This is a genomic window from Gluconobacter sp. P5B12 (assembly GCF_018812035.1).
Classification (GTDB): domain Bacteria; phylum Pseudomonadota; class Alphaproteobacteria; order Acetobacterales; family Acetobacteraceae; genus Gluconobacter.
Genome location: NZ_JACRVV010000003.1, coordinates 260,154 through 280,324, shown reverse-complemented (window position 1 = coordinate 280,324; position 20,171 = coordinate 260,154). Strand labels below are relative to the sequence as shown.

Below are 20,171 nucleotides of genomic sequence, written 5' to 3'. Positions count from 1 at the left end.
TTTACTGACTTTCCAGCTCTTCTTTTTTGGCTTCAAGTTCAAGCCATTGCTCTTCGGCGTCAGTCAATTCGCGCTCTGCCGCCTGAAGGGCATCACTGATCTTGGTGAATTTTTCTGGGTCCTTGCTGTAAAGCACGGGGTCAGACAATGCTTCGCGATACGTGACAATAGCCTTTTCCAGCTTGGTCATTTTTCCGGGAAGAAGGTCAAGGACCCGCTTGTCATTATAACTAAGCTTCGTCTGCTTCTTTTCTGATTTTACAGTATTTTTTGATACAAGGTCATTCTCACCCCGATCTTCTGAATGACGCTCAGCAGGAGCTTCACCGCGTCGCTGAACAAGCATGTCCGAATAGCCACCGGCGTACTCAATCCATTGGCCATCCCCCTCGGATACGAGAACAGACCCCGCTACACGATCAAGAAAATCACGATCATGGCTGACCAGAAGAACAGTCCCCGCATAGTCCGCCAGCATTTCCTGCAATAGATCCAACGTTTCCAGATCAAGATCATTGGTGGGCTCATCGAGCACCATCAAGCTGGATGGCTTGGCAAGCGCGCACGCAAGAGCAAGACGCCCCCGCTCACCACCAGATAATTTTCCAACGGGCGTACGTGCCTGTTCCGGACGGAACATGAAGTCCTTCATATATCCGATAACGTGACGCTTCTCATTCCCGACCTGAACCATATCCCCACTGCCGCCTGTAAGGGTGTCAGAAAGGCTTTTGGTCGGGTCCAGACTTTCGCGCTGCTGATCCAGCGTCACCATGGCAACAGACGGTCCGATATAAACAGATCCTTCCTGCGGGGGCATGCGACCGGTCAAAAGACGAATAAGAGTGGTCTTTCCTGCACCATTGGCGCCAACCAACCCCAAACGGTCTCCGCGCAGAATCTTGAGATCGAGATTTTTTACAATCGTGCGATCCCCATACGCCCATCCCAGGCTTTCCGTACCGATCGTAATCTTGCCGCCGCCATCTGCTTCTGTCGCAGACATGCGCAGCGTGCTGGTGCCTCTCGCGGAGATTTCTCGACGGTTATTCCTCAAGGACGCCAGTTCAGCGACGCGGCGGACGTTACGCTTCCGGCGTGCTGTCACGCCATAACGCATCCAGTCCTCTTCCCGAGCGATCTGACGATCCAGCTTGTGAGCATCACGTTCTTCCTGCTCCAGCACTTCGTCCCGCCAAGTCTCATAGCGCGAAAAGCCTTGGTCCAGACGCCGCGTCTTGCCCTGCTCAAGCCACACCACACTCCGGGATAGCGTCTCAAGGAGGCGTCGATCATGGCTGATGACAATCATGGCACAGCGCGATGCGGCCAGCTCTTTTTCCAGCCAGGTAATCGTCGGAAGATCCAGATGGTTTGTCGGCTCGTCCAGCAGCAGAAGATCTGGCTCCGCAGCCAAGGCGCGGGCGAGGGCGCAGCGGCGAACCTCGCCGCCAGATAGCCGTTCGCACCCTTCGTCACCCGTCATGTCAAGTTCAGCGAGCATGGATCGGGCCCGATAGTGCTCCGTCTCATCCAGCCCATCTGCGACATAATCGAAGGTGGAAGAGTAGGCCGTCAAATCAGGCTCCTGCGCAAGGTAATGCACCTTGACGCCCGGCTGAACAAACCGGGTCCCGTCGTCAGCAACAATGTCGCCAGCCGCTATTTTGAGGAGTGTAGACTTACCGGAGCCATTCCGCCCCACAAGGCAGATGCGTTCGCCCGGAAGAACGCCGAGCTCGGCGCCATCAAGGAGCGGGCGTCCGCCAAGAGTGTAAGTGATATTCTGAAGAAGAAGAATGGGTGCCGACATATCCCCTATGTGTCGCAGGGAACGCTTGCCCGCAAGGCACCCAAAGCCTGATTTTGTCTCAGACGGACTTTATCCCACCTGTGACAGCCTGATAGGTCGCTACAGCCAGCGCCATCGGCTCGAAGGGTTTCGTAATCACGAAGGAGGGCTCATGCGCTTCTCCGGTCAACAAACGCTCCGGATAAGCCGTGACAAAAATTACAGGCGTTTCATGTGTTTTCAGAATACGCCCGACAGCGTGCATTCCATCACCGCCGCCACCAAGATTGATATCAGCTAGGATAAGGCCTGGCTTCGTCTCGGCAGCCAGCTTCACGGCGTCAGCCTCTGTATAAGCAACGCCTGCGATTTTATGGCCACAGCGCTCGACCAGATCCTGAATATCCATGGCAATGATCGGCTCATCTTCAATGATAAGCACCGTCGTCTGCGCAATGCCCTGAAGAGCCTGCCGTGCCACAGCCAGATTTGCCGCAGCATCTTCTTCAGAAATTGAAAGTGCCCGTGCCGCAGAAGCAAGCGACTGCTCTTCAAGAGAAGTCAGAAGCATCAGAGCTCTCTGAACAAGGGTCATGTCCGGACGATCGGCGTTCCGCTCTGAGAACGCCTGCACAAGCTTGCCATACAGTGCAAGCCGGGGAGGGAGATCAGATTTCTCTTCCGCAAGAAAATCCTTCAGCGCACTGGCTACCAACTGGTCTCCCTGTGCCTGATCTCCAGCCAGGGCACGGGCAAAACGGCGAGCATACGGTACCGCCGCAATGAGTTCGTGACGTGACGTGTCAGCCATGGATCCTCAGCCTCTTGATATTAGACAGCCGCGCGGAAACCTTATGAAGGACTATCCGTTTGTGGCGATTGAATAATCATGACACGAGCGACCGGATACGCCTAGTGTCTGTCTGCACTTGCAGCTTTCACCTTCCCGAAAGGATACCCCCTCTGACGGCACCTGTTTCCGAGCCTGGGACGGCTGTACAGGAAAAAAGAGGCGCTTCCTTTCATCAGGAGTTGCTGAAAGCGCTGCCAGACCTTCGTGGTTTCGCACGGTTTTTGACGCGCGACGCCGTGACGGCTGATGACCTTGTACAGGATACGGTCGTTCGCGCGCTTGCTGCACAGACGCAGTTTCAGCCAGGAACCACACTTAAAGCCTGGCTCTTCACAATTCAGAGAAATGCTTTCTACGAACAACGCCGACGCTCCTCGCGTGAGCAGGAAATCATGCAGGATGTCGAGATGGATATGCCGCTCTCAACCGAAACACCCTCAATGCAAAGCGCAAGGGATGCCGTCACGGATCTGGGAGAACTGATCTGGAGACTTCCGGATCTGCTGCGGGAAGCCATTATCCTCGTAGGCGCACAGGAACTCTCTTATGACGAGGCCGCCTGCATCTGTAATGTCCCTCCAGGAACCATGAAAGCGCGGGTTTCAAGAGCGCGAAGCCAGCTTTCCATTCTGGCGGACGGGCAAACTCCTCAAGAAGCCCCCCATTAACCTATTGAAAATTATTATTTTTTCAGAAATTCGAAAAAAACTTACATCGGGATGCAACGATCCTGGAACCCTGTTCATTGATCCCATGAAACAGGACGAAACCAGGAGTATTTCCCATGACGTTCCATGATCAGGTTATTGCAATCCTACCGAAGCTGCGTGTGCAGGCTCTGTCCCTGACGCGCAACCGCGCTGCTGCGGAGGACCTTGTTCAGGACGCCGTGTGCAACGCTCTGGCCGCTCAGAACAGCTTTATTCCCGGCACAAACTTCTCAGCATGGATGCATCGCATCCTGCGCAACCGCTTTATTTCCGACCTGCGCAAGCGTCGCGAGACGACCGACATCGATGATGTGCCGGCTTCAACCTTTGCCAGCCCGGCAACCCATGAAGACCGGCTCGCTCTGAAAGACCTGTCATTGGCTCTTTCCCGCCTGCCAGCCGACCAGCGGGAAGCCCTTGTCATGGTTGTTATTCAGGGCATGAGCTACGAAGCTCTGGCCGAGGCAACAGATTGCGCTGTCGGTACAGCTAAGAGCCGCGTTTTCCGTGCCCGCCGTCAGCTGGAAGCCTGGATGACTGGCGATATGCCAAGCAACGATAAGCTGCGCGTTAAGGTGAAGGCGCTACGTGACGCGATCGATGTCCGTCATCGCGCTGGACAGTCTGCTGACGATCTCCTTTTCTCATAAGCAGTGATGAACTCTTTGCCTCATGGGAACGTTGGTATTTCGCCCATTTCGGAATTGAAGCGATTGCGGTAAGTGTACCGTTTTTGTAAACAGTTCTTTACTGTCGTTTGGCTACGCAACTCTCACAGAGCGGTTGGCCAAAGCGACAGTCTGCAGGGAGCAGAGGCGATTATTCTGCGTTGTCACAGAGAGGCTCAGGACTAGAAAATGACCGGAGGAGACAAGTCCCAATCCTCATCCGGAAAATCCAAAGGGGATGATCAGGATTCCCCTTTTGGTATCTGGCTGAGTCGTGGACTGCATCAGCTCTTTGACGATGTTGCGAGCGAACCTATTCCTGAAGAGCTTTTAAAGCTAATCGAAGAAGACCGGAAAAAGTGATTGCGCAGGAAGCCCGGCCTGAGATCCTGGGTGGCAGGTCATAAAGGGTTCCGTCATTCCTTATCGCAAAATGGTTTTTCGCAGTGTGCGTATGCTCGATACGGTCGGGGCCCGTGTAATGGCCCTGATTGTTGCGACAACGCTTCCGCTTGCGACAATCGCAGGCCTGTTGGCTTGGCATAGCTATCAGGAAAACGTTGGCAACGCTTTGGCCAGAACCGAACGCGATGCCCAGGCTGCGCTCTCTGAACTGTCAAGCGATCTGGATCAGACGCACAGCGTTCTGGATATGCTGGCCGACCGCGATATAACCGCAGAAACCGCACTCCGAGAATTTGGCCTGGTCCAAACGATTTCACAGCATCACTATTGTTCCCTGATGCTGACAGACGCGCAGGGACACCCCTCTGTTGTGCTCCCACCGCCGTCTTCTCAAGACCCCGCAATCTGTCCTTCAGGCCAACTTCTCACAACGCTGGCTCAAAATGCTGAACGCCCTAATATCGGCGTGGATGTTATCAAAGGGGGACGTGGCCCTCTGGTAAGATTCGTCGTTCCCCTGATGAGCCAGGGAACGATAGCAGGATACATTATCGCGGTACGAACGCTTGGTTGGCAGCGTAGTCACCTGCCTGTCGGGGATGGAAGACTACTCCTCGGGGTAAATGACAACGCGAGACATCTTCTCATGATGGGAGATGGGTCGATTTTTTCGCTCTTCCCGGATCATCCTTACATTCCCACGCTGCCTCCTGCTGTTCATGATCGCCTCAAAAGAGATCTTACCAATCATGCCTTGCATGACTCGTTCACGTCCCACGGCACAACTTATGTGCTGCAGAACGCCTATGGCCCAGTCAGTCTGCTGGTTGCCACTGAGCGCACCCGTGAAGAGAACCGTGCCCTTAATATCTTTTTGATTCGCGTGAGTCTGATTGCCACTCTTCTGGTTCTGGAGTTGCTCATCGTAGCCTGGGCTGCCCGAACCTTTCTTGTCGAGCCACTGGAGAGGCTTGCTCTGGCAGTAGCGGACTGGAGGCGAGGGGCGCCCTTCGATCCAAGAATTAACCGCTCTATCCCACTGGAAATTCGACACCTGGAGCGCGCCTTTCTTAGAGCAACGCGCCGATTGACACGCCATGAGCAGGCCTTGGAGAAATCCGCACACCATCAGGACATGCTTATCCGGGAAATTCATCACCGGGTTAAGAACAATCTTCAGGTCATTGCATCACTGCTGAATCTTCAGGCCAGCCGCATTCGCTCTCATGAAGCGCGAGAGGAATTTCGACTGGTACGAGACCGGGTCCGCGCACTCGCGACACTGCATCGCTATCTGTATTCTGAAAATGGTTTGTCCGCTCTGGATGTTCAGAGCTTTCTGGAAGAGCTCTGTTCAATTCTCTTTTCGGCCCACAGCATGAATACGCAAACGCGGATCAGGCTGGAGCTGGACATCGAACACGTCCTGATCTCGCCAGATCAGGCCGTGCCAGTTGCGTTGATTGTCACCGAAGTCGTCAGCAACGCCCTTCGTTATGCCTTTCCGGAAAATCGATCCGGTATCATTCGTATTTCCCTTCATCGCGTCCAAAATCCTCCCGCCGATAAAACGGGATTAGTGGCGTTCGAGCTTGGGGATAACGGAATCGGACTTGAAGCCTCACGCGCTACGGAGTCACGCAACAGGCGAGAAGGAATCGGCATTCAGTTGATCCGTGGATTTGCCCGCCAGATCAACGCGGATCTTCTGATCTCGAATGAAGATGGCACATGGTACAACATGAAGTTCGTACCTGCGGATCCCTCTCCGACAGCTGTCGCGATTGCTCACAAAGCAATCCACAGCGAAGAGTCGCCAGCGTCCACGAGCACGCGCAAACCGTCCGACTCCTGAAATACGCACTTAAAATCTAAATAAGCAGCAAGAAATGCGTCAAAGACTGTCTTGTGGCGACTTTGCGACCTATATGCAGGGATCATGAAGGCCGACAAGACAATCGCAAAAGCGTGGATAAAAGCTCAGGGGCGTGCCAGCCGTTCCCTGATCTCCGTTATAGTGATCCTCGGACTGCTCTCGACCCTTCTGGGTCTTCTGCAGGCATGGGCTCTCGCCCGGACACTTGCTGCCATTCTAACCGGACATCCGGGCAATGCCCCTCCGGCTATCGGGATGTTCATCATCGTGAGCATCCTCCGTGTAGGCCTGTCGGCTGTGCAGGACATCAGAGCATCGTCCGCCAGTCTTTCTGCTCGCCGTCGGCTTCGATCCGAAATCATGGCTCGCATTATTGGCGAAGGCCCCGCGCTCCTGCGTCGGCAACACAGTTCAGTCATCGCCTCCACGCTTGTGGATCGCGTGGAAGCGCTGGATGGTTATTTTGCACGCTGGCTTCCAGCATCCGCGCTATGGCTCGTCTCGCAATGGATCGTCGTTGCTGCTGTCTTCTGGCAGAACCATCGTGCAGGCGTCATCCTCGCAATATGCTGCGCATCCCTTCCGGTCTTCCAGGCTGTCTTCGGCATCGCCACTGCGGTTGCGTCCCGCCGTCAGTTTCTAGCCATGACGCGTTTGCAGACGCGTTTTCTGGACCGGGTAAAGGGAATTGCCACAATTGTGCTGTCCGGCAGTACGGAACGTGAAGCACAGGCGCTGGCAACAAGTGCTGACGATCTACGACTACGGACTATGAAAGTCCTGCGTATTGCCTTCATTGCATCCGCTACGACAGATATCGCCATGGTCGTAGCGCTGGTGTTGATCGTCATCACCCAGAGCCATAATCTTAGTAGCGCGACGCCTGAAATTGCTCTCACACGCGCCCTTTACGCCATTCTTCTTGTACCAGAAGCATTCGCGTCTTTCCGTGCCTTGTCTGCGGCTTATCAGGATCGCGCGCATGCGACGGCAGCCGCGGAGGCTATGCACGAGTTGGCTGACCTTCCTGAAGAACTGTCGTCAACGCCCGCACTTGCTACTGTACAGAATGGCCGTGGCCTCACCGTGACTGCTGAAAACCTGTCGTTTTCCTGGAACGAAGAACGTGGTCCCGTGATCGAAAACGTGAGCTTCACGCTCCCGGCCGGCGAGACATTGATCCTGGAAGGGCCCTCGGGCGCAGGCAAGTCCACACTTCTCGAACTTCTTCTGGGTTTTGTAGACCCGACACAGGGCCGCATCCTTCTGGACGGCACAAACATGGCTACCCTGACGCCACGACAGATTTCATCCCGCATTAGCTGGATCGGGCAGAAGCCGGTCCTTTTTGCAGGAACAATTCGCGAGAACATTCTTTTCGCTAAACCTGAGGCTTCCGAACAGGAGTTGCAGTCAGCCATTTTTCACGCAGCAATGGATAGCTATATCCCGCATCTTCCCGAAGGCTTGGAAACGCGGATCGGAGAAGGCGGGTTTGGTCTTTCAGGCGGACAGGCCCAGCGCATTGCAATTGCCAGAGCCTTCCTCAAGAACGCGCCACTTCTGCTTCTGGACGAACCCACATCACATCTGGACCCGGCGACAGAGGCAGACATCCTGACCAGCCTTCATCGTCTGGCTGAGGGGCGAACAGTGGTTCTCTGTACACATTCTGCGCAGGCCCAGAAGTTCCATGGTCGCCACCTTGTTCTCAGCAAGGGTCGCGTTATCTCCTATACGGAGCAAGCAGCATGAGCGCTTCTCTTCAATCGCAGCGCCCGGAGAACAGCACGGCTCTTTCGCGTATTATCCGCGTCTGGAAGCCACATTACGGCCGCCTGATTACAGGCATCGTCATTGCAGAACTGGCTGTATGTTCCAGTCTGGCTCTGATGGGGCAGGCCGGTAGTCGCGTTGCGGCGGCTGCCGTAGGGGTTGCTGCTGGGTCGATGCTGTTACAGGCAGCCGGTGCCTCCCAGATCGTCCTGCGATATCTGGAACGCCTCTATACGCATGATGCGATGTTCCGCGCTCTGTCAGACCTGCGCGTGTGGTTCTATCGCCGTCTAGCAAAAGGCGCAGCAGCAGGCCTTGGCTTCCAACGCTCTGGAGATCTCCTGTCTCGTCTGGTCTCGGACGTCCAGACGCTCGACAATCTCTACCTGCGCATTCTGGTCCCGATGGCGTCCGCTGTTCTGACGCTGCCTGTTGCCGCGTTTGTCTGGCTTAAAGCTGGAACACTCCCCGGCTTGCTCACAACAGTACTATTCGCGGTCCTTGCTTTCGCCATGCCTTGGGTGGCAACCCGAGTGTCACGGCGTTTCGGCCCGGACATTCTTCACGCTGAGGCGGATCTGCGCGTAGCAGCTCTTGATCTGACGTCGGGTCTTCGTGAGGCTCGCGCTTTTGGCGCCGAAGACGTCCTTGCAAACGCGGTAACTGAACGTCAGGAAGCCCTGTTCTCTGCCCAGCGCAGACAGGCCATCCGCATGGCGCTGACAAATCTGGTGGCTGGCCTGGTCGCCAAAGCAGGTATTGCCATCATTCTCTGCGCAGTCGCAGGTCTGATTTTCCAGCAGGCCGCCCCAGTTGCTGGCATCGCAGCACTTTTTGTCGCCATTACCGCTCTGGAAGGCGTGACGGGCCTCTCTCGTGCAGGCCTGTTATATGGCCAGGTCTCGTACGCTGCTGAACGCATCATGGAAGTGGCCGAGAAGACCCCGACTGTCGCCGAGGGAACAACGCCGCTTCCATCTGGACGAGACATCAAAGTCGATAGGGTAACCTTTCGATGGGCTCCGAATCGGGAACCAGTTTTTCGTGATCTCACCCTCTCTCTTCGGCAGGGCGAACGTGCGGCGCTGATTGGCCCATCGGGTGCTGGAAAATCCAGTCTTGCAGCGCTGATTCTGAAAGTTGTTGCGCCTGAAGACGGAGAAATTCGTCTGGGTGGCGAAAATATTGCCAATCTGAACAACGACGCATTGCGCTCTCAGGTCGCGTGGCTCTCGCAGTCCAGCCACCTTTTTGATGATACGATCCGCAATAACCTTCTTCTCGGCCGCACCGATGTTCCAGAAGCCGCACTCTGGAATGCTCTCGATCAGGCGAAAGTCGCGGATCTGGTGCACAGCCTTCCTGAAGGTCTCGATACATGGATTGGTGAAAGCGGATCGAAACTCTCCGGCGGGCAGGGGCGGCGCATAGCACTCGCCCGTGTCCTGCTGTCAGACGCCCCGATCCTGATCCTCGATGAACCTGCAACAGGCCTCGATGCAGATACCGAGAAGGCGTTCCTGGAGACCCTGAACAACGTTGCAGAAGGCCGCAGCGTTCTGCTGATCGCTCATCGCCTGACAGGCGTTGAAAGGCTGGATCGCATCTGGCGCCTTGAGAACGGACAGGTAGTTTCAAGCGCAGGTTGACCAGACTCTGCCGACAAGGCACCTAGGAGCCTCAATTCTTTCTCTCAGGACGTCACGCCATGGTTCGTATCCTTTCTTCCATCCGTATTGCGGCTCCGGCTTTCGTCCTGACCGCCGCTCTGGCCGGTTGTGCCGACCAGCCGACACGCGACAGCTACGTTGTTTTTTTCGACCGTGATTCCGTTTCACTAAGCCCGGTTGCTCAGGCTGTTGTGACAAAAGCGGCTACGGCAGCACGCAATGAACATGCTCAGAGCATCCGCGTTTCCGGTTCTGCTGGCATGAACGGTGATCCAGCAGTTCTTAAGGAGCTTGCTGACAGCCGCGCGCAGGCTGTTGCAACACAGCTTGCCAATGACGGCGTGAACGGCGCCAAAATCGAGATCAAGCCAGAACCAGAGGCGACCATTGACGCATCCCACGTTGCGCTGCGTCGCGTCTCCATCACGATCACACCGGGTCTTTGAGCCGGAGCCCGGAGTGACGGAGGGACAAAACCACCCTGCGGCCAAACCGGGCCAATCTCCCGAACAGGTCCTTGCAGACGTGTTCGGGTTTCCAGGATTTCGCGGCCTCCAGGGAGAGGCCGTTGAAACTGTCATGCGGGGCGAAGACGTTCTCGTCCTCATGCCCACCGGCGGGGGAAAGAGCCTCTGCTATCAGGTTCCCGCATTATGTCGGGACGGCATGGGTCTCGTTATTTCTCCCCTGATTGCCCTGATGGACGATCAGGTAGCAGGTCTGAGGCAGCTGGGTATCCGTGCCGCAGCTCTTCATTCCGAGTTGGATGCTGAAGAGCGTGACATCCTGCATCAGGATCTTCGCAATAATCAGATCGACATCCTGTACATTTCACCGGAACGGCTTTTACAGCCCGCGACCAGCAACTTTCTCTCCAAGCGCCGTATTTCCCTGATCGCGATTGACGAGGCTCACTGCGTTTCTGCATGGGGACACGAATTCCGACCGGAATATCGGGCCCTCGCATCGCTTCCTGAACTCTTCCCGAACGTCCCCCGTATTGCCCTGACGGCAACGGCTGACCCGCGCACACGCGACGATATCCTGAATGTTCTCGGGATGCCCGATGCGCGCGTCCTGATGGCAAGCTTTCACAGACCTAACCTTTTCATGGAAGCCCGCCCAAAAGGAGGCGAAAGCAAGCAGCTGACCGAGGCACTGGAAAGCCATCGGAGCGGCGCTGCCATCGTCTACTGTGGAAGCCGTAACAAGACCGAACGTGTAGCAACGATGCTACGGGGCAAAGGCCTGACTGCGCTTCCGTTTCATGCAGGCCTGTCTCCTATTGAAAAACGGGCGACCCTCATGCGGTTCCGCTCTGGCGAGGACATGGTCATTGTTGCCACCGTAGCGTTCGGAATGGGCATTGATCGCCCGGACGTCCGCTGCGTAGTGCATCTGGACATGCCATCCTCTCCGGAAGCCTATTACCAGCAGATTGGACGGGCAGGGCGTGATGGTGAGAAGTCAGACACACTCCTGCTTTATGGCGGTGAGGATATGGCTCGCGCGCGACACTGGCTGGAGCAGTCAAGCGCGCCTGAAAACGAAAAGCGCGTCATGCAGTCCCGTCTGGAGAGCATGATTGCCCTCACGGAAACCACAGGCTGCCGGACTCAAGCCCTTCTGGCCTGCTTTGGAGAAAATCTTTCCTCTCCCTGTGGCCATTGCGATAACTGCATCAATCCCGTGTCCACGTTCGATGGCACTGAAGCCGCACAGAAAGTTTTGTCAGCCATTTATCGCACTGGACAACGCCTCGGCGCCGTCCAGCTCACCAATGTCTTACGCGGCAAAACCAACGAAACCATCGAACGTCACGCCTATCAGCACCTTTCAGTGTTCGGGATCGGGAAGGATCAGACCGAGAACTGGTGGCGTGCCGTGGTCAGACAGCTCATTGCGCGCGGTGCAATCCGGACGCACGGCGAACATGGGAGCCTTGCGCTTCAGAGCGAGATTGCGCGGCCAATCCTTCGTGGGGAAGAAAGGGTCTCTTTGCGACTGGACGCCAAGCAGAGCCTTATTGCGCGGTCTCCGACCACCAATCCGGAAAACGACAATCTTTCCGCAGAAGAAAAATCTGTTTTCGATGCCCTGCGGCAATGGCGCCTTTCAGAAGCACGGGAGCAGGAAATTCCCCCCTACGTTATTTTCCACGATTCGGTTCTTCGGGACATCGCAAGAGAACACCCCGTCAGCCATCAGGAACTCGGTAGTATCAAAGGGGTGGGTGCATCCAAGCTCGACCGGTACGGCGAATCGGTTCTGGCCGTTATCAAGGAGATCTCAGCCACCATCATGGCCTGAGATCTCCAAATCAGTTTATTTGGCCGCTTCGACCGTAAAACCGATCGTTATGCTGTCACCATCGAGGAACTCGAAGGTAAACGGTACTTTCTGTCCGAGCTGAAGACCCTGCTGCACACCACCGCACAGCAGATGATAACCGGAAACCGGAAATATCATGTCTGAGTTATGGGGCAGGGCCAGATGCGAAAACAGATCGTTCGTGGCCTGCGTCTGCTCCTGGTTCGTGTGATGCGCCGTGATGGTGGAGCAGGCCGGTGACGTGATGCCCTTCAACAGATGATCACTGTCATCGTCATTGCGAATCGTGAAATACGCATTGGCCCGTGTGTCGTCATGCTTCGAAGGGGCGAGTGTTCCATCCAGAACGACAATTTTTTGGCGATTATGCTGTGCAACTGGCAGAGCGCCAGTTTCCTGCGCAAAAGCAGGAACAGCAGAGAGCGATAACAAGACAGCAAAAGCCGCAGATACCCGTTTCAACGATAGTCTCCCGGTAACGGACAGGCCCATTTGGGCCAGAACGGATGATCCGGTAAACTGCTCCTATTTTCCTGGCCCCGACAAGGCCCGAACGATCAGGACTGTTCATGCGTTGCCCTTTCTGCGGACACGACGACACTCAGGTAAAGGACAGCCGGTCCAGTGAAGACGGGACCGCGATCCGACGTCGGCGCGTCTGCTCGGTCTGCACACAGCGCTTCACAACCGTAGAGCGCGTTCAGCTTCGCGAGTTGAACGTTATCAAGGCAGATGGCCGGCGTGTCCCCTTCGATCGGGACAAGCTCAGCCGTTCGATCCGCGTCGCTTTGCGCAAACGCCCAGTTGAAGAAGAGCGGCAGGAACGCCTGGTCAATGGGCTTGTCCGGCAGCTTGAGGCGTCCGGAGAGCAGGATATTTCTTCACATCGTATCGGCGAACTTGCGATGGACGCATTGCGCGAGGTGGACGGTGTGGCTTATGTCCGCTTCGCCAGCGTTTATCGCGACTTCCGCGAGGTCGAGGCTTTCTCGAAGATCCTCGCCGACATGAACCCCATAACCGGGGACGCAGATGCGTCTCCCGGAAAAAACGACTCCCAGGAGACACCATGACCGCATCAGACGCGCCCAACAGCCGACCAACGCGCCGCAGCCGGACCATTGCCCGTGTTGCAGCCGTTCAGGCTCTGTTCCAGTGCGAACAGTCCGGCGACAATGCGGAGACCGTTCTCGGCCAGTTTCTCCGTCACCGCCGCGTCAGCCCGACAGCATCCTTCGAAGACGGCCACATTCCTGATGCCGACCTGACCCTGATGCAGGAAATTGTTCGTGGCGTAACGCTCGATCAGGACAAGATCGACCACACGTTAAGCGATCTGCTTCCCGAGCAGTGGCCAATGACGCGCCTCGACCCCGTTCTTCGTGGACTGCTCCGGGCTGCAACATTCGAAATCGCTGATACCGATACGCCCGACCGCATCGTCATCAATGAATATATGGACGTTGCGCACGGCTTTTTCTTCGGGGATGAGCCAAAGATGGTGAACGGCATTCTTGATGCCGTCAGCCGACGTAACGAAAGCAACACCTGAAGCATGTCGGGCGAATTCAGTTTCATCGCCCGACATTTCCGGCAGCTCGCGGGCCCGGAAAGTCTCGACCTTCGAGACGACTGCGCGCTGATCTCTTGCCCCTCGGGGCAGGAGATGGCCATTTCTACCGACACGATGGTCGAGAACGTCCATTTTCTGACGGAAGATCCCCCTGAAACAGTGGGGCGCAAGCTTCTTCGCTGCAATCTCTCAGATCTCGCTGCCATGGGCGCAGAGCCCTATGCCTACACCCTGAACGTCACCATCCCACACGCATCTCGCTACGATGACGTGTGGTTCAGTGCGTTTGCTGCGGGCCTGGCGGAAGATCAGAAGCTCTATGGCGTAACGCTGCTCGGGGGAGACACGACCTCGACGGCGGGTCCACTTGTTCTGTCAGCAACAGTTTTTGGACGGCTGAAAAAAGGCACTGCTCTTCGCCGGAGCGGAGCCAAAGCTGGTGACAGCCTGTGGGTTACCGGAACAATCGGTGATGCCGCGCTTGGCCTGTTAGCCCTCCAAGGGAAAATTTCTGATCCAACAGGTTTCCTGTCAGAGAGATACCACTTGCCCCGCCCACGAACGGGTTTGAACCTGAATGGGCTTGTGCATGCAGCGATGGATATTTCCGATGGCCTGATACAGGACTGCGGTCATATCGCAGCAGAATCCGGGGTGGCCATAGATATTCTGGCAGACACAGTTCCGGCGTCCTCGGCCGCCAACGCCCTCGGGTCACAATGGCTCGAACAACGTCTCACAGGCGGCGATGATTACGAGCTTCTTTTAACCTGTGCCCCTGAAAACGAGAGCGTGTTGGTTCAGACGTGCTCTCAAAGAAACGTGCCCATCACTCGTATCGGGGCCATCCGCTCAGGAACGGGAGTTCACGTTCTAAATGCCGAGGGACAGGTTATGGAAATACAAAAAAAAGGGTGGCAGCACTTCTAAAGCTGGCACCCCTTTCAGATCTCAATCCTGGACTGAGCGTTCATACAGGCGATAACGCTTGTAAGGATGCGGAACTACAGCTTCCGCCAAATTCTTCATTCTCGTATCAGATTCCTGAATCCACCCAAGCTCTACCCAGGAATAGGGTAGAGAGCGCCCGCGACGCAGCAGCTCCGAAATTGCCAAAGAGGGCAGGAGGGAGCCCAGCATCGTGCCCTGAAGCTTGCGCGTGACGCCCAACAGAATGACACGCGCAGAGTGAAAGCGATGCAGTCCCAGACGGGTAGCAAGCTTGATCCAACCGAGCGGCGTAGGATCACCACCGAGATCGCCTGCAATATCGTAAAGATTGGGAACAACCAGAGCCATGGCCACCGGCTCACCGTCCTGATCAATCTGAACATAGTGCTCTGGTCTCAGCAGCGGCTTGAGCTGATTGATCATCGCCTTCATTTCGTAGTCCTGCAAAGGCACGAAATTATACTTTCCACTCCAGGCATCGTTGTAGAGCGTCCGCAGGACTTCACCTTGTGCTGCAATCTGCTTCTTGGAAAGACGCGTCACGGAAATGGATCCGAGACGACCTTCCCCGATTTTCAGATCACCCGGAACGCGAAAATTGGCTCTGTTTTCTTCAGTCAGATCGAAACGGTAGCTCAGAAGATCTTCGCTTCGTTTGTAACCAGCGCCTTCGACCAGCTGCCCCAGCAGTTTGGGGTGCCAGGGCATCGCAATCATGAGTGGCTGATCCTGCCCCTCGATCATGAGCCCGGATTCACCATTCCCGCTCAGCGTAACCGGACCACGCACGCGATCCATGCCCTGAAGGCGAAGCCAGTGACGGGCAGCACTCAGGAGGGCTGCAACAACAGACGCCTCCGGCACAGCGTCCAGTGCACCAAAAGACCCTGTTTTCTCACCCCAGAATTCAATCGCACGATGATCAACAATCGCAGCAATACGCCCGACAGGGGTGTCACCACGCCAAGCCAGAAAATAGCGAATGCTGGCATGACGGAAAATGGCAGCTTTCTTGGGGTTCAGAAGGTCGTTCTGTTCCATGTCCAGTGGTGGAACAAACCCGGGCATTCCAGCGTAAATACGGCGGGGCAGGGTAATAAAGAGCTTCAAATGTGCCCGCGTCGTAACCGGACGGACTACTAGATCATCTTGCGGAGCGGGCGATGTCATAGGGTCGGGCCTTGCACCTCTGGTTGAAAAATTTTTCAGAGCTAATGGAGTAATATGCCTTAACAGCACAGGGTCGCATTTTTTCGCACCGGAAGGCTATACCCTCCCATTACCAATCCGACCATGACTTTCAACGTGGATATCTCTCCCATGGCAACCTTTCCGCTTTCCAGACGCGGCCCTCAGTCACGAATTCTGATCACCGGAGCCTCCAGCGGCATCGGTGAGGCCCTCGCACTTCACTATGCGCGGGCAGGAACACATCTTATTCTATGGGGCCGCAATCAGCAGCGACTGAACAACGTCGCTGCTCAGGCCCAACGCCACGGTGCCACGACAGAAACTCTCGCTCTTGATCTGTGTGACACAGACGCGGCCCTTGCTGCCTTACGAGAAGCCGACGACGTCAGCCCGATCGATATTCTCGTTCTCGGTGCAGGGCTGGGAGACATCCGCCCGGAAAATGAACTCACGGAACTCCCGGAGCAGGTGAAAACCATTTCCCTCGTCAACTTCACGACGCCCGTGACCTTGGCCACAGAAATGGCGCGCCGCATGGCTCCACGGGGGGGCGGAAATATCGCCCTCATCGGTTCTGTTGCTGCCTTCCATGATCTTCCCGTCGCAACGGCCTATAGCGGCTCAAAAGCTGGCCTTGCCCGTTTCAGCACAGCGCTTCACGCTGCCATGACACCACACAATGTTCATGTGACGCTTGTCTCTCCGGGATATGTCGACACGCCCATGAGCCAGCGTCTGGAAGGGGCTCGACCGCTCCTGGTGTCCTCTACCAAAGCAGCGCGCCTCATCGCGCGCGCCATCGGGCGGGGACGGGCGCATCTTCTGTTTCCATGGCCTTTCGCTCTGGCCCGACTTCTGGAGATGCTGGTGCCGCGGCCAATCGTTCATCGCCTGCTGCGTTCCGCCGAAGTGCGACAACGTGCTGCAAATTAAGAAAAGCCACCTCTCACTAACTTGACGGCATGCTGCCGGTAGGCGACTGCTTCCACATTCAACAGATGCCAGACAGGCCAGAGGATAGTTGTCATGAGGGAAATCGTTGCGGTCGATATCGGCGGCACCCATGCCCGTTTTGCAATCGCAAGCATCGAAAACGGAACCGTCGCGGAACTGGGTGAAGCCGTCACCCTGAAATGCGCTGAGCACGCAAGCCTGGCTCTGGCCTGGGAAGCTTTTGGCAGAACTTTGGACCGCCCTTTACCAAAGGAAGCGGGGATTGCCGTAGCCTGTCCGGTTACGGGTGAGATCCTGAAGATGACCAACAACCCTTGGGTCATCCATCCGACGCAACTGGCCAGCCGTCTGCATCTCGACAACTTCGTTCTGGTCAACGATTTCGGTGCCGTGGCCCATGCTGTAGCACAGGTTGATTCCTCTCATATGAGACATCTGTGTGGGCCGGACGTGGACCTACCATCTCAGGGAACAATTACGATTGTCGGTCCAGGAACAGGCCTGGGGGCAGCATGTTTGCTGCGCCGCGGAGAAAAATACTTTGTCATGGAGACCGAGGGCGGCCACCTGGACTACCCACCGCTCGACGAAGTTGAAGACAACATCCTCAAGGCACTCCGCCAGCGTTTCCGGCGCGTATCAGCAGAACGCATCGTCTCGGGTCCTGGCTTGACCAACCTTTATGAAGTCATCGCGGAACAACAGGGCCTGCCCATCACACTGCGCGATAACAGAACGCTCTGGCAGAACGCCATGGAAGGTTCCGACACGATCGCAGCAGCGGCTCTCGAACGCTTCTGCCTCAGCCTTGGCGCCGTTTCTGGTGATCTTGCACTGGCACACGGCGCCCATGCCGTTGTGATTGCCGGTGGCCTTGGACTGCGCCTGGCGAATATTCTCGGTGAATCCGGCTTTGCCGAACGTTTCGTCGCAAAAGGGCGATTTGAGACCATGATGAGCGAAATGCCCGTCAAAATTATCACGCATCCCCAGCCTGGTCTCTTTGGGGCAGCCGCAGCGTATGCAGAGGCTCACTCCTGACAGACTGAGCAAGACGGCTGGCTAACGTGGCGCAATACACACGGCCAGCCGATCAAAAAAAGCCAATGCTTTATTTGAAAACTGTAAAATCGAATTCCTGATTTTTAGAACATCAGGAAAAAACGGCTATTTTCTGCGGGGGAATAGCCTCTCTGGAGGTCCGGGCGGGAATCGAACCCACATACGCGGATTTGCAGTCCGCTACATCACCATTCTGCCACCGGACCTCGGAGGAGACAGGGGCTATATCGTCTTTCAGGACATTTTGGTCAAGAGAGATATTTCAGTCCCGATGAGGATTTTTCTTCTGGGAGGGATCAGGCTATTAAGGGCTGATTCACGAAACGCTGCGATACAGTGTTCAGATGGCAGGATATCTCATGACTTCAGGATGCAACGGCACAAAGGCTCTATCCGGTCCCCTAGGGCTGGGTCTTCTGAGCTTTCTCCTGAGCGGAACAGCCCTGGCTCAGAAGTATGATGGGAGCGGGTCCCCAACCTTCGTTCCGCATACCCTGCAGGAAGCACTTGCCACTGCCTATCTGACCAACCCCACGCTTCGTGAAGAACGTGCCCACCTGCGCGCAACCGACGAACAGGTTCCGACGGCAATGGCTGGATGGCACCCGACCATTCAGACGTCCATGAATCTGACCTACTACGACGGTCGTACAAATTATGCGGCTTCCGGAGGCTCCCTCGGAAGTGGCTCTACCTATCAAACTCCCGGCTACAACGGGCAAGTGAATATTACCCAACCGCTTTACGAAGGCGGAAAAACAGTCGCTGGTATTCATGCTGCGACCAATCAGGTCATGGCCGAACGCGCCAAACTGATTTCAACTGAACAAAGCGTTTTTACCAGTGTCGTCAATGCCTATGTAGGCGTTGTCGAGGACGAACAACTTCTTCAACTTGCCATTAATAACGAAAGAGTTCTCCAGCAACAGGTTCAAGCGACACAAGAACGCTTTCGGGTTGGTGAAATAACGAGAACCGACGTTGCTCAGGCACAGGCCGCACTGGCGAGCGCATCGGCCCAACGCCAACAAGCTGAAGGAACGCTGCAAGGCGCGCAGGCCACATATCTGCAAATTATAGGCATTTCTGCGGCCCCGAATATTGAGCCTCCACAGCCACTCAAACTACCAGTTTCGAGCGAACGCGAGGCAGTTGCCGCGGCGGTGCAGAACAATCCCGACGTCGTTAACGCGCTCTTCACTGAGGCTCAGCAAAAAGACAACATTTCTGTGCAAATCTCGGCGATCATGCCAAAAGTTTCTGCTGACCTCAGTTATCAGCATACCGTCAACCAAGGCTACAGCCGCACGTTGATGGATAACAAGTACGGAATGCTCTCTTTTCAGGTTCCCATTTATCAGGGGGGCTCTGAATATGCAGCTATTCGTGGCGCACGCCAGCAGGCTCAGGCGGCTCATCGCGAAGTGGATGTACAGCGTCGCACTGCACTCCAGAAAGCAGCGTCCAGTTGGCAACAGATGGTTGCGTTCAAGCAGTCCATCAATAGTGACCGGGTGGCGATATCCTCCAACGTGATTGCGCTTGACGGCGTAGAACGTCAGGCTCTGGTCGGAACCAGCACGACACTGGCTGTTCTCCAGCAGCAGCAGACACTCCTGCAGGCCCAGCAGACACTGGTGCAGCACCTGTCTAACCTGGTCATCTCCTCGTATGCGGTCGCAGCGTCGATCGGAAGACTGACGGCATCTGACCTCAAACTGGGTGTCCCGCTCTACGATGAAAAAGCCTACTATAATGCGGTCAAGAACAGACTGTGGGGCACCAGCGACTACGCGATCAATCAGCCTGGACGCTAATGCTTTTCCTGTAATGCTCAAGATGCCCCATACGTCATGACCTCTCCATCTCCGGAGCCGCAGCGTGGCTCCGCTGACGATACAATCGACACCGTCCTTAGCTCGATCCGTCGGATCCTGAATGACGACAAGACTTTGAACACAACAGTGGAGAGCACACTCGTGACGTCAGCTATCGAAAATGACGAACTGACCCTTGAACCATCCATGATGGTGTCGCCTGCAAAGACAGAGCACGGCAACTCCGCGCCGCAGGATGATCTCATGGGCGCACAAACCATTGCTGCTGCAGAGCACTCCCTGAATGACCTGCAGACCGCATTCAGCAGTAACGGAAAATCAATCCCGTCCGATACCGTCGTGAGCGGAAGCAGCGGCATGACGATTGAAGACATGGTTCGCACTGAAGTGCGCTCCATGGTACGGACATGGCTGGATGCTCACCTGCCTTCGCTTGTAGAAATTCTGGTGCGCGCCGAGATTGCGCGTCTGCGCCCGAATAACTGATTGCCTTCTTTTACCAACATTTGCTGCTGAACTTT

General features: G+C 55.8%; 19 protein-coding genes and 1 tRNA gene. 15 read left to right on the top strand and 5 right to left on the bottom strand.

Features of this window, described 5'->3' with window-relative positions:
* Position 1 precedes the first annotated feature (1 nt).
* Together KP702_RS08095 and KP702_RS08090 are read right to left on the bottom strand one after the other, a co-directional pair.
* A complete protein-coding gene (locus tag KP702_RS08095; RefSeq protein ID WP_202207429.1) occupies positions 2 to 1,813 on the bottom strand; it encodes an ABC-F family ATP-binding cassette domain-containing protein in 1,812 nt (603 codons plus the stop codon).
* Positions 1,814 to 1,871: 58 nt separating this feature from the next.
* Positions 1,872 to 2,603, bottom strand: coding sequence for a response regulator (locus KP702_RS08090; RefSeq protein WP_202207428.1), 732 nt, complete (start codon positions 2,601 to 2,603; stop codon positions 1,872 to 1,874).
* Between the two features lie 221 nt (positions 2,604 to 2,824).
* Between KP702_RS08090 and KP702_RS08085 the strand changes: the two genes are divergently transcribed.
* From KP702_RS08085 to recQ, 8 genes are all read left to right on the top strand, one after another.
* A complete protein-coding gene (locus tag KP702_RS08085) occupies positions 2,825 to 3,313 on the top strand; it encodes a sigma-70 family RNA polymerase sigma factor (RefSeq protein ID WP_202207427.1) in 489 nt (162 codons plus the stop codon).
* A gap of 116 nt (positions 3,314 to 3,429) precedes the next feature.
* Positions 3,430 to 4,005, top strand: coding sequence for a sigma-70 family RNA polymerase sigma factor (locus KP702_RS08080; protein ID WP_046901528.1), 576 nt, complete (start codon positions 3,430 to 3,432; stop codon positions 4,003 to 4,005).
* Positions 4,006 to 4,212: 207 nt separating this feature from the next.
* A complete protein-coding gene (locus tag KP702_RS08075; protein ID WP_160298815.1) occupies positions 4,213 to 4,386 on the top strand; it encodes a NepR family anti-sigma factor in 174 nt (57 codons plus the stop codon).
* Between the two features lie 91 nt (positions 4,387 to 4,477).
* Complete coding sequence (locus KP702_RS08070; protein WP_237389942.1) at positions 4,478 to 6,283, top strand: sensor histidine kinase; 1,806 nt, start codon at positions 4,478 to 4,480, stop codon at positions 6,281 to 6,283.
* Positions 6,284 to 6,367: 84 nt separating this feature from the next.
* Positions 6,368 to 8,059: a thiol reductant ABC exporter subunit CydD gene (cydD, locus tag KP702_RS08065; RefSeq protein WP_202207425.1), complete on the top strand. Its 1,692-nt coding sequence runs from the start codon at positions 6,368 to 6,370 to the stop codon at positions 8,057 to 8,059.
* On the top strand, positions 8,056 to 9,729 hold the full coding sequence (gene cydC, locus KP702_RS08060; protein WP_202207424.1) for a thiol reductant ABC exporter subunit CydC: 1,674 nt from the start codon (positions 8,056 to 8,058) through the stop codon (positions 9,727 to 9,729). The genes cydD and cydC overlap by 4 nt, the downstream gene beginning before the upstream one ends.
* A gap of 59 nt (positions 9,730 to 9,788) precedes the next feature.
* The gene (locus KP702_RS08055) at positions 9,789 to 10,196 is read left to right on the top strand and encodes an OmpA family protein (RefSeq protein WP_202207423.1); all 408 of its coding nucleotides are present in this window, start codon (positions 9,789 to 9,791) and stop codon (positions 10,194 to 10,196) included.
* A 13-nt stretch (positions 10,197 to 10,209) separates the two neighbouring features.
* Entirely contained in the window at positions 10,210 to 12,060 is a 1,851-nt protein-coding gene (gene recQ, locus KP702_RS08050) for a DNA helicase RecQ (RefSeq protein WP_202207422.1), read from the top strand.
* A gap of 15 nt (positions 12,061 to 12,075) precedes the next feature.
* Here the strand turns inward: recQ and KP702_RS08045 are convergent, their stop codons facing one another.
* Positions 12,076 to 12,543 carry a copper chaperone PCu(A)C gene (locus KP702_RS08045; protein ID WP_215768748.1) on the bottom strand — a complete coding sequence of 156 codons (468 nt, stop codon included), beginning with the start codon at positions 12,541 to 12,543 and terminating at the stop codon, positions 12,076 to 12,078.
* A 107-nt stretch (positions 12,544 to 12,650) separates the two neighbouring features.
* Here KP702_RS08045 and nrdR point away from each other — a divergent pair, with 107 nt between their 5' ends.
* Genes nrdR through thiL form a run of 3 tightly spaced genes read left to right on the top strand, consistent with a single transcriptional unit; the run spans position 12,651 to position 14,584 of the window.
* Entirely contained in the window at positions 12,651 to 13,154 is a 504-nt protein-coding gene (gene nrdR / locus KP702_RS08040) for a transcriptional regulator NrdR (protein WP_046901522.1), read from the top strand.
* A complete protein-coding gene (nusB, locus tag KP702_RS08035) occupies positions 13,151 to 13,633 on the top strand; it encodes a transcription antitermination factor NusB (RefSeq protein WP_046901521.1) in 483 nt (160 codons plus the stop codon). Before nrdR ends, nusB begins: the two co-directional genes overlap by 4 nt.
* Positions 13,634 to 13,636: 3 nt before the next feature.
* The gene (gene thiL, locus KP702_RS08030; RefSeq protein WP_202207420.1) at positions 13,637 to 14,584 is read left to right on the top strand and encodes a thiamine-phosphate kinase; all 948 of its coding nucleotides are present in this window, start codon (positions 13,637 to 13,639) and stop codon (positions 14,582 to 14,584) included.
* A 21-nt stretch (positions 14,585 to 14,605) separates the two neighbouring features.
* On the opposite strand, the gene KP702_RS08025 is transcribed toward thiL, so the two are convergent.
* Positions 14,606 to 15,775, bottom strand: coding sequence for a hypothetical protein (locus KP702_RS08025; RefSeq protein ID WP_202207419.1), 1,170 nt, complete (start codon positions 15,773 to 15,775; stop codon positions 14,606 to 14,608).
* A 150-nt stretch (positions 15,776 to 15,925) separates the two neighbouring features.
* Here KP702_RS08025 and KP702_RS08020 point away from each other — a divergent pair, with 150 nt between their 5' ends.
* Together KP702_RS08020 and glk are read left to right on the top strand one after the other, a co-directional pair.
* Positions 15,926 to 16,729: an SDR family oxidoreductase gene (locus KP702_RS08020; protein WP_202207418.1), complete on the top strand. Its 804-nt coding sequence runs from the start codon at positions 15,926 to 15,928 to the stop codon at positions 16,727 to 16,729.
* Between the two features lie 93 nt (positions 16,730 to 16,822).
* Positions 16,823 to 17,791, top strand: a complete 969-nt coding sequence (gene glk, locus KP702_RS08015; RefSeq protein ID WP_202207417.1) for a glucokinase — start codon at positions 16,823 to 16,825, stop codon at positions 17,789 to 17,791.
* A 153-nt stretch (positions 17,792 to 17,944) separates the two neighbouring features.
* On the opposite strand, the gene KP702_RS08010 is transcribed toward glk, so the two are convergent.
* A tRNA-Cys gene (locus KP702_RS08010) sits at positions 17,945 to 18,018 on the bottom strand.
* A gap of 153 nt (positions 18,019 to 18,171) precedes the next feature.
* Between KP702_RS08010 and KP702_RS08005 the strand changes: the two genes are divergently transcribed.
* Together KP702_RS08005 and KP702_RS08000 are read left to right on the top strand one after the other, a co-directional pair.
* Positions 18,172 to 19,629 carry a TolC family outer membrane protein gene (locus KP702_RS08005; protein ID WP_202207416.1) on the top strand — a complete coding sequence of 486 codons (1,458 nt, stop codon included), beginning with the start codon at positions 18,172 to 18,174 and terminating at the stop codon, positions 19,627 to 19,629.
* Positions 19,630 to 19,665: 36 nt separating this feature from the next.
* Positions 19,666 to 20,136 (top strand): DUF2497 domain-containing protein, encoded by a 471-nt coding sequence (locus tag KP702_RS08000; protein WP_202207415.1) that lies wholly within the window; start codon positions 19,666 to 19,668, stop codon positions 20,134 to 20,136.
* The last annotated feature ends 35 nt before the right edge of the window (positions 20,137 to 20,171 follow it).